At 36.4% G+C, this 13,588-nt stretch carries 13 protein-coding genes; 5 read left to right on the top strand and 8 right to left on the bottom strand.

Features of this window, described 5'->3' with window-relative positions; all coding sequences use genetic code 11:
- Nucleotides 1-56 precede the first annotated feature (56 nt).
- From ACS8MM_RS09750 to ACS8MM_RS09740, 3 genes are all read left to right on the top strand, one after another.
- Nucleotides 57-905, top strand: a complete 849-nt coding sequence (locus ACS8MM_RS09750) for a metallophosphoesterase family protein (RefSeq protein ID WP_379715976.1) — start codon at nt 57-59, stop codon at nt 903-905.
- Nucleotides 906-1,144: 239 nt separating this feature from the next.
- The gene (locus tag ACS8MM_RS09745) at nt 1,145-1,861 is read left to right on the top strand and encodes an SIMPL domain-containing protein (RefSeq protein WP_379715973.1); all 717 of its coding nucleotides are present in this window, start codon (nt 1,145-1,147) and stop codon (nt 1,859-1,861) included.
- A 543-nt stretch (nt 1,862-2,404) separates the two neighbouring features.
- The gene (locus ACS8MM_RS09740; RefSeq protein WP_379715970.1) at nt 2,405-4,669 is read left to right on the top strand and encodes an aconitate hydratase; all 2,265 of its coding nucleotides are present in this window, start codon (nt 2,405-2,407) and stop codon (nt 4,667-4,669) included.
- 48 nt (nt 4,670-4,717) lie between these two features.
- Here the strand turns inward: ACS8MM_RS09740 and ACS8MM_RS09735 are convergent, their stop codons facing one another.
- The 5 genes from ACS8MM_RS09735 to ACS8MM_RS09715 all read right to left on the bottom strand — a co-directional run bounded on the left by ACS8MM_RS09735 (nt 4,718) and on the right by ACS8MM_RS09715 (nt 7,671).
- On the bottom strand, nt 4,718-5,218 hold the full coding sequence (locus ACS8MM_RS09735) for a 2'-5' RNA ligase family protein (protein WP_379715967.1): 501 nt from the start codon (nt 5,216-5,218) through the stop codon (nt 4,718-4,720).
- Entirely contained in the window at nt 5,218-6,093 is an 876-nt protein-coding gene (locus tag ACS8MM_RS09730; RefSeq protein WP_379715964.1) for a TolB family protein, read from the bottom strand. Before ACS8MM_RS09730 ends, ACS8MM_RS09735 begins: the two co-directional genes overlap by 1 nt.
- Nucleotides 6,094-6,199: 106 nt before the next feature.
- Nucleotides 6,200-6,556, bottom strand: a complete 357-nt coding sequence (locus ACS8MM_RS09725) for an iron chaperone (protein WP_379715961.1) — start codon at nt 6,554-6,556, stop codon at nt 6,200-6,202.
- 55 nt (nt 6,557-6,611) lie between these two features.
- Nucleotides 6,612-6,854 carry a hypothetical protein gene (locus ACS8MM_RS09720; RefSeq protein ID WP_379715959.1) on the bottom strand — a complete coding sequence of 81 codons (243 nt, stop codon included), beginning with the start codon at nt 6,852-6,854 and terminating at the stop codon, nt 6,612-6,614.
- A gap of 4 nt (nt 6,855-6,858) precedes the next feature.
- Nucleotides 6,859-7,671: an SMP-30/gluconolactonase/LRE family protein gene (locus ACS8MM_RS09715; RefSeq protein ID WP_379715956.1), complete on the bottom strand. Its 813-nt coding sequence runs from the start codon at nt 7,669-7,671 to the stop codon at nt 6,859-6,861.
- A gap of 211 nt (nt 7,672-7,882) precedes the next feature.
- Here ACS8MM_RS09715 and ACS8MM_RS09710 point away from each other — a divergent pair, with 211 nt between their 5' ends.
- Nucleotides 7,883-9,073: an NlpC/P60 family protein gene (locus ACS8MM_RS09710; RefSeq protein ID WP_379715953.1), complete on the top strand. Its 1,191-nt coding sequence runs from the start codon at nt 7,883-7,885 to the stop codon at nt 9,071-9,073.
- A 59-nt stretch (nt 9,074-9,132) separates the two neighbouring features.
- On the opposite strand, the gene ACS8MM_RS09705 is transcribed toward ACS8MM_RS09710, so the two are convergent.
- The 3 genes from ACS8MM_RS09705 to ACS8MM_RS09695 all read right to left on the bottom strand — a co-directional run bounded on the left by ACS8MM_RS09705 (nt 9,133) and on the right by ACS8MM_RS09695 (nt 12,574).
- Nucleotides 9,133-9,465: a YegP family protein gene (locus tag ACS8MM_RS09705; RefSeq protein ID WP_379715950.1), complete on the bottom strand. Its 333-nt coding sequence runs from the start codon at nt 9,463-9,465 to the stop codon at nt 9,133-9,135.
- A gap of 123 nt (nt 9,466-9,588) precedes the next feature.
- On the bottom strand, nt 9,589-11,037 hold the full coding sequence (locus ACS8MM_RS09700; RefSeq protein WP_379715947.1) for a glyceraldehyde-3-phosphate dehydrogenase: 1,449 nt from the start codon (nt 11,035-11,037) through the stop codon (nt 9,589-9,591).
- 142 nt (nt 11,038-11,179) lie between these two features.
- A complete protein-coding gene (locus ACS8MM_RS09695; protein ID WP_379715944.1) occupies nt 11,180-12,574 on the bottom strand; it encodes a Do family serine endopeptidase in 1,395 nt (464 codons plus the stop codon).
- Nucleotides 12,575-12,800: 226 nt separating this feature from the next.
- Between ACS8MM_RS09695 and dapF the strand changes: the two genes are divergently transcribed.
- Nucleotides 12,801-13,586: a diaminopimelate epimerase gene (gene dapF, locus ACS8MM_RS09690; RefSeq protein WP_379715941.1), complete on the top strand. Its 786-nt coding sequence runs from the start codon at nt 12,801-12,803 to the stop codon at nt 13,584-13,586.
- Nucleotides 13,587-13,588: the final 2 nt, after the last annotated feature.

Here is a 13,588-nt window from a genome sequence, read left to right as displayed (position 1 = left end):
GCTTGTAAAAGGGCTTTTTTTTAGATTAAGAGAATTTATACAGACGGATATAAACAATGAGAATTGCTGTTTTTTCAGACATACACGGTAAAATATTATTACCGTTTAAGTTAGTTGATTTGTTCCAGAAAGAAACTGGAAAAAAGATTGATTTAATTTTACAATGTGGCGATATTGGCGCTTATCCAGATATTGATAATTTGGACAAAGCTACAATTAAGCATGCGCAATATGATAGAGATGAGTTGGGGTTTTATGACGATTTTACAAAAGAAAATCAAAGCATCAAGTTGTTTTTAGATACCCTAAATGTTGATATGATTTGTGTACGAGGAAATCATGAAGATCATGTTTTTTTAGATACTTTGGAAAAGGAAAATTGTCAAAGTAATATATTTCCAATAGATGCTTATGGAAGAGTTTTTGTCTGTAAATCGGGTTTAAGACAAGAATTACAACTAGGGAATGAAGTGTTAACTTTTGTAGGGATTGGAAGAATTGGAGATAGAAAAGGAAGAAGCGAGAAGCGATTTATTCAAGATTATGAAAGAAAAGAAGTGAATAAATTACTCAAAACGAAAGAAACTTTCGATGTTTTAATTACGCACGATAAAGCAGGTGGTGGTCAAACTGATTATGGGATGACTGAAATTAGAGAAGTGTTGAACAATGTAATTTTTCATTATCATTTTTATGGACATACTGGAGAACCATTTACTCAGGAAATAGATTGTAATGGAATAACACAATCCATAAAAATAAAAGAATTGGAATTTAATCAAAGTGGGATTTTGGAAAATGGTGTTATGATAATTTTGACAAAGGAAGATGGAGTTTTGAGTGTTGAGGTGGTTGATCAGAAATTGACAAATAAATTGACAAAATACACATGGAAAACGCAATAAATATTTACGGATAAATCAGTCTTTGCCTAGAAAGCTATATTAAAAATGATATGGAAAGACTTTTTATGATAAAAAGTTTTTTTATATCAATTGAGAAAATTTACTTATGATGTTACTTTTCAAACTCCCATTTCTACCGAGTATTAAGAGCAGCTTTTTTATACATTTGCAAGCGTGAGTTTTTCATAGTTTCATAACGAGTCAAGTATTGTAGACTCAACTTTATTAAATTATTACATATGATAAAAAAAATTGTATTAGTACTGATTCTTGTCAATCAATTTTGTTTTTCTCAAGAAGAGCAAAATAATAAGCCTAAAATAAACGCAGTTGGAATGGGAATGGTGAGTGCTTTCCCAAATGCAGCAGAAATTACGATTAGTTTGGAACATTTAAAACCAACGTTGCGAGAAGCAGTGAATGAAAATCAAAAAACGGCTGATGAGGTTTTAAAGATAATTTCAAATTATGTAGTAGACAAACAAGACATTAAAACAAGTTTAATTTCTACAAATAAATCAACGAGATGGAATGAAAAACTTAATAAAGAAGTGTTTGTAGGTTTTGAGTCTTCTCAAAAAATTGTATTTACGCTTAAAGATTTGAATAAAATGCAAGATTTTACAGAAGATCTATTAAAAACCAAGTTCAATAAAATTCAGCGAATTTCTTATTTCAATACAGACTCTCAAGATTTGATTAAAAAGTCACAAGAGTTAGCCATTCAAGATGCTATAGAAACAACCAATAGAATTGCTAATGTGGCTAATGTGAAATTAGGTAAAATTTTATATATAGTATCAAATAATAGTCCAAATGATGACGCCTCAAATAGGATAAATTCATATCAATTCGAGACATTTGGAAAAGGGATGGGAGGTAGAGGTGTGTCTTCCAGCGGAGAATTAATTAAATATCCAGTTTCGGTTACTATTTACACTGAAATTTTAGAGTAATAGGATTTTGTAAAGGTAATAGATTGATTGAGTTTCTTTTGCTTCACAAAGACTGACTACGTCGAATTTTCGATTTACGGGCTTTGCGTAACATGAGGAACTGAATCTTCAATCCTTTTAATTCTCTCTCTCAACTTTTATCAGTTATAGAAAGCATGTGATAAAAAAAGTGTGATAAAATAAATTATCACAAAAAAAATATCACAAGTTTGTGATAAAAAAAACGTGATAAAATAAATTATCACAAAAAAAATATCACAAAAAAAATATCACAAAATTTTTTTGGTAAGAAAAATAAAAGGTCGTCCCCAGCTCTGCGAAGTCTTAAGATGGGTTTGTTCCGCAATCCCGATAGCTATCGAGACCTGACTTGGCATTTCTAATGCAACAATCATTTTGTTTGACGAATTAAAATGGATTATAAATCTATTCAACATAACACCAAAGCCCGAGCTAATAACTCGGGCTTTTTTTTATTACTGTTTTATTTTTTTGTAACTTGTAGGGTTATAAACAACTAGCAAAAAATAAAAACTTAGAATTATGGCTTTTGATATTGAAATGATTGAAAAAGTGTACGCTACTATGGCTTCTCGTGTGGATAAAGCACGTGAGCTGGTGGGGCGTCCACTCACGCTTTCTGAAAAGATTTTATATTCCCACCTTTGGGAAGGAATGCCTTCTCAAGCTTTCACAAGAGGTAAAGACTACGTCGATTTTGCTCCGGATCGTGTGGCATGTCAAGATGCTACGGCACAAATGGCATTGCTGCAGTTCATGCATGCGGGTAAGAAGACCGTGGCTGTGCCTACTACAGTGCATTGCGACCACTTAATTCAAGCGAAAAACGGTGCAGCCGAGGATTTGGCGTTTGCCAACAAACAATCCAAAGAAGTGTTCGATTTCTTGTCGTCGGTGTCCAATAAATACGGCATTGGTTTCTGGAAACCGGGTTCCGGAATTATCCACCAAATTGTATTGGAAAATTATGCTTTCCCTGGCGGAATGATGATTGGTACCGATTCGCACACGGTAAACGCTGGTGGATTGGGTATGCTGGCCATTGGTGTGGGTGGTGCCGATGCGGTAGATGTCATGTCAGGTATGTCGTGGGAGTTGAAATTTCCGAAACTGATTGGTGTGAAACTAACCGGTAAATTAAACGGTTGGACAGCGCCTAAAGACGTAATCTTAAAAGTAGCGGATATTCTGACTGTAAAAGGAGGAACAGGAGCAATCGTAGAATATTTCGGTGAAGGTGCCGAGTCGATGTCGTGTACCGGAAAAGGAACCATTTGTAATATGGGTGCCGAAATTGGTGCGACCACATCAACTTTCGGTTACGACGATTCCATGAGAAGATATTTAGCAGCAACCGGTCGTCAGGATGTGGTTAATGCAGCCGATAAAGTGGCTTCGTACTTAACTGCCGATGCTGAGGTATATGCCAATCCGGCACAGTATTTCGATCAATTAATTGAAATCAACTTATCCGAATTGGAACCGCACATCAACGGACCATTCACACCCGACCGCGGAACTCCGGTTTCTAAAATGAAAGCGGAAGCAGAAGCGAACGGTTGGCCCATCAAAGTGGAATGGGGATTAATCGGTTCGTGTACCAATTCTTCGTACGAAGATATGTCGAGAGCAGCTTCTATCGTGGAGCAAGCCGTAGCACATGGTATCACGCCAAAAGCAGAATTCGGTATCAATCCGGGTTCGGAGCAAATCCGTTATACCATCGAAAGAGACGGTATTATTGCGACCTTCGAAAAAATGGGAACCAAAGTGTTTACCAATGCCTGCGGACCGTGTATCGGGCAGTGGGATAGAGCAGGAGCCGACAAGCAAGAAAAAAATACGATTATTCACTCTTTCAACCGTAATTTCTCGAAAAGAGCCGACGGAAATCCCAATACTCACGCCTTTGTAACCTCACCGGAAATGGTGGCTGCCATTGCAATTTCGGGACGTTTGGATTTCAATCCGTTGACAGATACATTGTTGAGCGATAGTGGTCAGGAAGTAAAATTGAATCCACCAAAAGGCGATGAATTGCCAACCAAAGGTTTCGAAGTGGAAGATCCGGGTTTCCAACCGCCGGCTGCTGATGGTTCATCGGTAGAAGTATTGGTGTCGCCCACTTCAGATCGTTTACAGTTACTAGCGCCATTTGATGCTTGGGATGGTAAAAATATTACCGGAGCGAAGTTGTTGATTAAAGCCTTTGGTAAATGTACCACCGATCATATTTCGATGGCGGGACCGTGGTTGCGTTACCGTGGACATTTGGATAATATTTCTAATAATATGTTGATTGGTGCCGAAAATGCCTTCAATAACAAAGCGAATTCGGTAAAAAATCAATTGACAGGTGCTTATGATGAGGTGCCGAAAGTGCAAAGAGCGTATAAAGCGGCTGGTGTGCCTTCAATTGTAGTGGGTGATCATAACTATGGGGAAGGTTCATCTCGCGAGCATGCGGCCATGGAACCTCGTTTCTTAGGCGTGAAAGCGGTATTGGTGAAATCATTTGCCCGCATTCATGAAACCAACCTGAAAAAACAAGGAATGCTGGCGTTGACGTTTGCTAACGAAGCGGATTATGATAAAATCAAAGAAGACGATACGATTAATTTCTTAGATTTAACCGATTTTGCACCGGGAAAACCATTAACCTTGGAATTCGTTCACGCTGATGGTTCAAAAGATGTGATTCTAGCAAATCATACGTATAACGAAAGCCAGATTGGCTGGTTTGTGGCTGGTTCTGCACTGAACTTGATTGCGGCTGGTAAAGCATAAAACAAAAATTGAATTATAAAAAAAACTCCTGCTTATGGCGGGAGTTTTTTATTGTAAAGGAAATCGTTCCAAGATTTTCCATTCTTTTCCGATTTCTTGTTCTATGAGACAAATTTCATGGAAGGTTATGCTTTTAGGGAATTCCAAATTTTGGAGTTCTTCGAAAATTTCGTCAGTACAAGTTGCATTTCTAGGATGCATCAATGTGATGTGTGCTTCATGATTTCTAGGTTGCTCAATACTTCCAGCGAGAATTAGTTGTCTTAATTTTTGGAAGGATTCATCTGCGTGGAACGCGGGTAATAGAGCGCCTTTTCCTTCTTGAAATCGGATTATATCGTCGAAGTGAATCGTTATTTCTGCTAAGCTTTCCTTTTGAAGATTGTGGAGGATAGTTTCAATATCGGTTATTTCATCTTCGCGACATAACGTGACGTGAGCGGCAATAAGTTGGTGTTGTATCGGATTGAATTGCGACCGAACTAACTCAATTGTTCCTGAAAAAGCTTCAGGAACAAATAAAGTGAGTTGCTGTCTTTTATCAGTCATTATTTTTTGTATTGTTTAGGGTCAAAATCTACAGAAAATAAATCTTCAGTAAATGTTCCATTTTCCATTTTCTTTTGGCGTGCAAAATACAGTTTCTTTTCTTTTTGATGCACAAAAGGACAAAATTCGGCCAATTCGGAGTTAATCGGTTGACCTAAATTAACCGGCTCGCTCCATTTGCCTTTTTGGTTAAAACTAATGTAAAGGTCAATTTCTCCATTACCTTTTGGATTGGTTGAAAAATAAATAATATAATCTTCGTTAGGTGAAATATACGGATTCGATTCTCTTTCGTCCGTATTAATGGGGCTGCCTAAATTTACCGGTTTTTGGTATTCGCCTTTGACCAAACGGGAAACCCAAATATCAGAATTGCCTTTTTGGGTCTCATTGTCTTTCATAAAGTAGATGTTACCGCTTTTGGTCATCGATGCAAATGATTCGGAGGCGTCGGTATTGATGGTATTGCCTAAATGATAAGGCGCGCTCCAGCCGTTTTTTAGTTTTTTAACTGCCCAAATATCGAAACCTTTTCGGTCAGGATGGTTTTCTACACTTCTGGTAGATTGAAAAAGCACCGTTTTGCCATCCGGGCTAAAAACGGGATCGATGTCTTTCCAGCTTCCGTTCGGACTTGAGAAAGAGGCTACGGCCGGCTTCATCCATTTGCCATTTCTTTTATGAGACTCCATAATGATTAGCGTATCTCTTTTTCCTTTCGATTTTACCCAAAGGGCAGTTTGAGAATCTGGAGAAATGGTTAGACCAAATACACCTCCGTCTGAGATAATATAGGGTTCGAATTTTTGAGGTTCATTTTGTGCATTAGCATACATCGAGAAGAGAATACCAAACACAGTTAAAAGGTTTTTCATGGTTTGAAAGTTGTTTTTTATTGATGTTTTCAAATGTAGAGAGAATGATTTGGCGAACAGATTCAATTAACAGTTTGTTATAAGTATTTTGTGAAAAAATTGTGTTTTAGTTTGCTTCCACTTCTTGAATTCTGAAAGTAACCATTTTTTGAATCAGTTCTAGAGGTATTTCTTGGTCTAAAGGAAACTGGATAGAACCTTTTCCTGTTTTGTATTGTGACAGTTCTTTTTGAAACGCTTCGTTTCCGGATGGTAAGGCGTAAAAACCTATATGCTTTTTGAAGGCGGCATAATAAACCAAAACTTTTTTCGTCTTAAATGCCGGCATGTTGTAGCTGATGACTTCGGTAGCGTGAGGAGCAACTTCTTGGATAGTTTTCCGAATAGCATTGAGAATTTCACTGACTTCTGCAGGAAAGTCATTGATGTATTCTTGAACGGTTTGGTACTTTTTGTTTTCCATTGGTATTAAAAAAATAAATCCGCTCGAATTTTTCTGGCGGATTTACATTATCATTTTAATAGACTTCAGCTGTTTTAACGGTGCAGTTTTGGGCTACCCATTTAGCATCAAAATCTTTTATTTCTTTACGTTTTCCTTTATAGATGTAATATTCTTTGACTTCATTAGTTCCACCTACAGAAGGCATGTTATTCACGATTTTTTCATCTGGACAATCCTGGATAAGTCCATTGCTCGTTTTGGCCGAATTGCAACTCGCTAAAAGTGTAACTAAGAATAAGAAAATCAGTTTTTTCATAAATTTATTTAATTAGTTTTGGAGATTGTGCTTTGATGGTGCCTTCAAAAGAATTGACCATTATTAGTTTATTCAAGGCTGTGCTGAAATCCAAGTCGGACATTCCTTTGGTGTTGGATAGTAGTACTTTTGGTTGTTTTGCCATTTTACCAAACTGTAATAATTTACTCTTTTTCCAGTCTTTGGACCAACTAGTGACATACATATTGCCTAAATTATCGACTGCCAAACCATCAAAATTACTATAATTAGTGGCAAATTGTGAAATTACTTCACCATCATTAGTGTTAACGCTAAAAATGCTGCTGTTGTCAGTAGTATTGCAAACCAAAAGAACTTTAGCTGTTTTGTCATAGTACAATCCGTTTGGTGCTTTGATGGTATTTTGTTTTAAAAGTTTACTGAATTTTTTCTCTTTGGTTTCTATCTTGTAAATGTTGTTGTCGCCTTTGTCGGATACATATAAAATCCCTTTTTCATCGGCTGTAATGTCGTTCAATTGTTTTGCTTCGTCTATTGTGATCGAGAAAACTTGTTTTTTGGAGGTTAGGTCAAATCCTAATATTTGATCATCGGCAACAACATACAATGTGTTTTTATAAATGGTAACGCCTAGGCATTGAGCGTCGATATGAGCAAATACCGTTTGAGTTCCTTTGGCGTTTTGTTTGATGATATTCTTGCTTCTTACATTCGAAATATAGAATGAATTGGTGGGAAGGTGGAAAGTTGCGCTTTCAGGAAGTTCCAGTTTTTGTGCGTTTCCGTCAATTGAAATCATAAAAAAGGCGGAAAGAAAAAGGTAAAGGTGTTTCATTTTGATCGTTAATTAGTTTACTGCAATTAAATTACTAATTTTTCAATTAACAACATAGCGATGAACAAGTTATCAACTTTTTATTAAGAAATTACTTTGTTTGCCTATAGTTTTTCGACTTTCTTAAAATCTTAAAGAAATGCTAAAATAAAGTGAAGGTTTTTTCGTTTGGTTCTTTAACGCTATCTTGCGAAACCAAAAAAAAAAATTTATGGTGAGGTATTATTTATTGTTGCTGCTTTTATTCACGATGTCAGGATTTTCTCAAGAGAAAATTAAACATATCGTGGCTGGCGGAGAATCAGTGTATAGTATTGCCAAAAAATACGACGTGAAATTGGCGGATATCTACCAATTGAATCCAAAAGCAAAAGGGAGTGTTTTAGCCTTGAAATCGGTTTTGTGGATTCCTGCTAAAAATGCCACTACAGTTGAAACTGCCGTAGCTAAAACCGAAACGACTTCTAAAATAATTACTCACGAAGTACTGCCAAAAGAAACATTGTATGGAATTTCCAAAAAATACAAAGTGAGTATTGAAGCTATTAAAGAAAATAATAGTGCTATTGGAAATGAAGGGTTAGCGATAGGAATGAAACTGAAAATTCCAGTATCTGATGCAATTTTTGAAAGTCAGAATACTATCATCACTTCGCCAAAAGTTGAAGTTGTAGCCGAATCAAAACCATCAGTAGAGAAAATTGAAGAAACGAAGCCTAAGGTTGAAATACCAGTTGTTGCGGACGAGAATATAGCACACACTGTGCTTACCAAAGAAACCAAATATGGTATTTCAAAACGTTACGGAATTTCTATTGCCGATTTAGAACTGCGAAATCCTCATGTTAAAAACGGATTGCACGTTGGTGATGTTTTAATCATTAAAGGAGAGTTGAAGAAAGAAGTTGTCGAAGAAAATACAACTTCTCCTGTTGTGGTTATGGAGAATAATCAGGATGTGGCAACTACTGAAAATGTTCCTGTAGTTGTTTTGCCATTATCTGCGGATGCTAGTATGAAAGCTGATTTTTTAATTGCAAAAGCTTCAGAAAATATCGGAACACGTTACAGAAGTGGTGGTACTACATCTGCTGGATTCGACTGTTCAGGTTTGATGTTTGCAACATTCAAGAATATTGAAATGACTTTACCGCGTTCTTCTCGTGATATGGCGCAAAATGCAGGTGTACGTATCGATCGTGAACAGGCTCAAAAAGGAGACTTAATCTTCTTTGCTACCATGGGAAGCGGACGTGTTAGTCATGTTGGAATGGTAACGGAAGTGGTTGAGGATGATATTAAATTCATTCATTCATCGACTAGTTCGGGTGTTATTATCTCTTCAATAAAAGAACCCTACTATGCAAAAAGATTTGTACAAGTCAATCGTGTTTTACAATAATTAATACTAGATAAGATAAAAAAACCGTCCTGATTAAGGACGGTTTTTTTGTTTATTTATTAAACGGTTTCGTCTTCAATAGTAGCTGAAGGAGCATTTTCTTGTACCGATTTGATACCGTTGTCTCTCCCTGCTTCCGCTTCATACATCTGACTTGAACCAATAATCTGACCGTTGCCTGCTTTTAAATTAAAATGAAATTTTCCATTAGCCGCTGTTTTTTTATCAAAGTTGGATTCGTCCAGAGCGTTTTTTCTAACGGACTCAATGCCATTTTCACAGCCTGCTTTAGCAGAATAGCCTTCACTCGTAAGAATGACTTGACCATTTCCGGCTTTTAAATTAAACTGAAACTCACCGTTTGTTCTCTTAGAGATTACAAATTTTCCCATAAATGAATTGTTTTAAGTTTTTGATTTATTTTAAGAAAGATACTGTTTTTTAAAATACTATGAAAAAAAAATCCGCTTCAAAAATGAGAGCGGATTTTTTACTTGGGTGATATTCAATATCTATTAATAGTACGTATAACGTCTTACTTGTGCAATATATTTTGCCAAACGAATTACTTGGTGGCTGTATCCGTATTCATTATCATACCATACATACATTACTACATTCTTACCGTCAGCAGATACAATTGTTGCATTGCTATCGAAAATTGATGGTGCAGAAGTTCCAACGATATCAGAAGAAACTAACTCGTTGTTCAATGAATATTTGATCTGTTCTACCAATTTACCTTCTAAAGCGTATTTTTTCATGATGTTGTTCAAATCTTCTACAGAAGTCGTTTTATTCACTTCAAGATTTAATACTACCAATGAACCATTTGGAACAGGAACACGAATTGCATTTGAAGTTAATTTACCTGTTAAGCTAGGTAAAGCTTTAGCTACAGCACTTCCAGCTCCAGTTTCAGTAATAACCATGTTCAATGCAGCAGAACGACCACGACGGTATTTTTTGTGCATGTTGTCTACTAAATTCTGGTCATTTGTATACGCGTGAATTGTTTCGATGTGTCCTTTGTTTACGCCTAAAGTTTCTTCAATTGCAGCTAAAACCGGAGTGATAGCATTCGTTGTACAAGAAGCGGCAGAGTAAATTTTAACTTCTTCCGGATTGTAGTCCTCGTGGTTTACACCGTACACAATATTCGGAACTCCTTTACCTGGTGCAGTTAATAATACTTTTTCAACTCCTTTAGAAGTCAAGTGTCTGCTTAAGGCTTCTTCAGTTGTAAAAGCACCTGTGTTGTCAATTACCAATGCGTCGTTGATGCCGTATTGTGTATAATCGATTTCTTCAGGACCGTTTGCAGTAATGATGTGAACCGTTGTTCCGTTAATAATTAGAGCGTTGTTTTCAACATCCGCTTGAACTGAACCTTCAAAATCACCATGTACTGAGTCATAACGTAATAAAGAAGCTCTTTTTTCTAATAAAACAGCATCATTTTTATCTCTGGTTACAATTGCGCGAAGACGTAATTGTTGTCCTTTTCCAATTTTAGACATCATTTCTCGCGCTAATAAACGTCCGATACGACCAAAACCGTATAAAACGACATCTTTAGGTTTGATTTCGTGTGTGTTTTTGGCGTCTTTTAATTTGTCAATTACGAATGCAGTTGCATCATTGTATTTGTTGTCTTCAAGGTGGTATTCGTACGTTAATTTACCAATATCCAAACGTGAAGGAGGTAAGTCTAAATTGTTGATGGCTCTAAGGATTTCTACAGAATCAAATACATTGATCGGTTTTTGAACGAATTCACCAGCGTATTCATGTAAATTCATGATATCACTTACGCTTCTGTCGATCAATTGGTTTCTGAAAAGAACCATTTCGATCGATTTGTCATACCATAAATCGCTGACGATTTTTATAAACTCTACCGCTGCCTTTCTTCTGTCTGCTTGGAAAGCCAATTCTTTTTCGTAAACTGCTGTGTTGCTCATTTTTATGAAAATGTTTTTTGTTTTTTAATGCGGCAAAAGTAGCTATTTCAAACGTTTTCGTAAAATTTTTTAACGGATATTTTAGAAATAAAAAAACCTCGGCGTGAACCGAGGTTTAAAGAAATTAAGTACATAACCAATTTTATAATAACATGCGTACTTGTTCTCCGTTTTGAGTCAATATTTCAATTCTAAATTTATCTGCGCCTGATTTTGAATTCAATGTTTTTGAAGCTTGTTCCATCGAAGTGATTTTTACTCCGTCAATGCTTAAAATGATACTTCCAATTAATTCATTACGGTATTCCATGAATTTTTCATTGGTTACATCTTTGATTTTAACACCATTGTTCAAGCGGAAACGTTTTTTGTCGGCAGCATCAATGTCTTCAAGTTCAAAACCGTTGTATTCATAATTTACCAGTTCTTTTTTGGTTAATTTGATTGGTAAACTCATTTTGTCATCACCTCTTAAAATACCTACTTGTACTTGGTCATTCGGGCGTTTAGTGTTGATGTATGATGTTAAATCAGCAAAACCTTTAATTTTTTGGTTGTCCAATTGAACAATTACATCGCCTTTTTTCAATCCGCCTTTTTCAGCACCAGAGTTTTTGTATACTTTATTGATGTAAAACCCTTGCGTTTCTTTTACACCGAATTCTTTAGAAGCTGCATCGTTCAATTCGCCACCTTCAACGCCTAAAACACCTCTTTGCACATTGCCAAATTGCATCAAGTCTTCGACAATTTTACGGGTTATATTCGATGGAACGGCAAACGAATAGCCGGTATAGCTTCCGGTTGGTGAAGAAATCATAGTATTGATTCCAATAAGCTCTCCGCGTGTGTTAACTAATGCACCACCACTGTTTCCAGGATTTACAGCTGCATCGGTTTGAATAAACGACTGAATCCCGTTGTTGGATAAGTCTCTGGCTTTGGCTGAAACGATTCCTGCAGTTACCGTTGAAGTTAAATTGTAAGGATTTCCAACTGCTAGTACCCATTCGCCAACTTTAATATTGTCAGAATTTCCAAAAGTGGTATAAGGCAATTTTTCAGTAGCTTCTACTTTAATCAAAGCGATGTCCATTTTGCTGTCGGTTCCTACCAATTTGGCTTTGTAAGTTTTGTTGTTGTTTAAAGTAACTTCTAATTCTGTGGCGTCTTTTACCACGTGATTGTTGGTTACGATATAACCGTCTTCACTAATAATTACTCCAGAACCGGTTCCGATCTGCTTTTGTGGTGTTGTTCCGCCACCTTGATAACCATAAAAGAATTCCATCAATGGATTGTTGGGAACATTGTATACGGTTACGTTTTTAACGTGGACCACGGTATGAATGGCATTATCTGCCGCAGCTGTGAAATCAACTGCTTCGCCTCCAAGGCCTACATTTCTGGCATAGCTTTCTGAAGCAATAGCCAATCCTGATTTTGGAGCATCATTGTCAATAAATAATTTGTAAGCTCCTAAAGTAGTGGCTCCACTCAATAATGAAACCAGAAATAAACTTCCAAATCTTTTCATAATCTGTAATTGTTTGTTTAAAATTTTATAACGTAAAAATATAATTTTCTTATTTTATGTCAATAGGTTTAACGCTCGTTTAACACTCTTTAACGTATCATTAATATTTGTATTTTTGTATTTTTGAAGCTCAGCATTTTTGCTACTATTCATATTTGGTTTCCTGTTCTTTGCGCTACGTAGTAGCTTGATTCGATCAGGTCTCTTTCACTAGTTAATCGTTACAATGAACTATACATTTTATAAATACCAAGGAACAGGAAATGATTTCGTTATTTTGGATAATCGCCAAGAAACATTCCCAAAAAATGATACCCAATTGATCAAGTTCTTATGTGATAGACGTTTCGGTATTGGTGCAGATGGATTAATGCTTTTGGAAAACGACGAATCGTCCGATTTTAAAATGGTATACTATAATTCTGATGGTAACCAAAGTTCGATGTGTGGAAACGGTGGACGTTGTCTTGTTGCATTTGCTAAAAAAATAGGGGTTATTGAAAGTTCGACTACTTTTATTGCTGTGGACGGTTTGCATCATGCTACCATTGACGAGCATGATATTGTTTCATTACAAATGAAAGATGTTGATGAGGTGCAGCAACATGAGAATCATATTTTTTTAAATACGGGTTCGCCTCATCATGTACAATTGGTGGAAGATTTGCATATTTTCGATGTTAGAAACGAGGGTTCTAAAATTCGGTACGGTGAGTTGTATGGGCAAGCTGGTAGTAACGTGAACTTTGTAACGCAGACCGATGAAAATAAATTTGCGCTGAGAACCTACGAAAGAGGGGTTGAAGATGAGACACTTTCCTGTGGGACAGGAGCTACAGCAGTTGCTATAGCAATGAAGTCAATCGGTAAAACTGATAGTTCGGTAATTCAGCTTCGTGTGGAAGGTGGTGAATTGGAGGTTTCTTTTCATGAAAAAAACGGTTTCTTTACTCAGGTGTTTCTGAAAGGACCGGCTAAATTCGTGTTTTCAGGTACAATTTCGGTAGAATAGTT

Source organism: Flavobacterium sp. MAHUQ-57, from assembly GCF_051908335.1.
Taxonomy (GTDB): domain Bacteria; phylum Bacteroidota; class Bacteroidia; order Flavobacteriales; family Flavobacteriaceae; genus Flavobacterium.
Note: the sequence above shows the minus strand (reverse complement) of the source record. Positions and strands in the feature narration are given on the sequence as shown.

What these genes read in the sequence shown, in the direction of transcription:
- ACS8MM_RS09750 (WP_379715976.1), top strand. Translation starts at nt 57, where the DNA reads ATGAGAATTGCTGTTTTTTCAGACATACACGGTAAAATATTATTACCG.
- ACS8MM_RS09745 (WP_379715973.1), top strand. Translation starts at nt 1,145, where the DNA reads ATGATAAAAAAAATTGTATTAGTACTGATTCTTGTCAATCAATTTTGT.
- ACS8MM_RS09740 (WP_379715970.1), top strand. Translation starts at nt 2,405, where the DNA reads ATGGCTTTTGATATTGAAATGATTGAAAAAGTGTACGCTACTATGGCT.
- ACS8MM_RS09735 (WP_379715967.1), bottom strand. Translation starts at nt 5,218, where the DNA reads ATGACTGATAAAAGACAGCAACTCACTTTATTTGTTCCTGAAGCTTTT.
- ACS8MM_RS09730 (WP_379715964.1), bottom strand. Translation starts at nt 6,093, where the DNA reads ATGAAAAACCTTTTAACTGTGTTTGGTATTCTCTTCTCGATGTATGCT.
- ACS8MM_RS09725 (WP_379715961.1), bottom strand. Translation starts at nt 6,556, where the DNA reads ATGGAAAACAAAAAGTACCAAACCGTTCAAGAATACATCAATGACTTT.
- ACS8MM_RS09720 (WP_379715959.1), bottom strand. Translation starts at nt 6,854, where the DNA reads ATGAAAAAACTGATTTTCTTATTCTTAGTTACACTTTTAGCGAGTTGC.
- ACS8MM_RS09715 (WP_379715956.1), bottom strand. Translation starts at nt 7,671, where the DNA reads ATGAAACACCTTTACCTTTTTCTTTCCGCCTTTTTTATGATTTCAATT.
- ACS8MM_RS09710 (WP_379715953.1), top strand. Translation starts at nt 7,883, where the DNA reads ATGGTGAGGTATTATTTATTGTTGCTGCTTTTATTCACGATGTCAGGA.
- ACS8MM_RS09705 (WP_379715950.1), bottom strand. Translation starts at nt 9,465, where the DNA reads ATGGGAAAATTTGTAATCTCTAAGAGAACAAACGGTGAGTTTCAGTTT.
- ACS8MM_RS09700 (WP_379715947.1), bottom strand. Translation starts at nt 11,037, where the DNA reads ATGAGCAACACAGCAGTTTACGAAAAAGAATTGGCTTTCCAAGCAGAC.
- ACS8MM_RS09695 (WP_379715944.1), bottom strand. Translation starts at nt 12,574, where the DNA reads ATGAAAAGATTTGGAAGTTTATTTCTGGTTTCATTATTGAGTGGAGCC.
- dapF (WP_379715941.1), top strand. Translation starts at nt 12,801, where the DNA reads ATGAACTATACATTTTATAAATACCAAGGAACAGGAAATGATTTCGTT.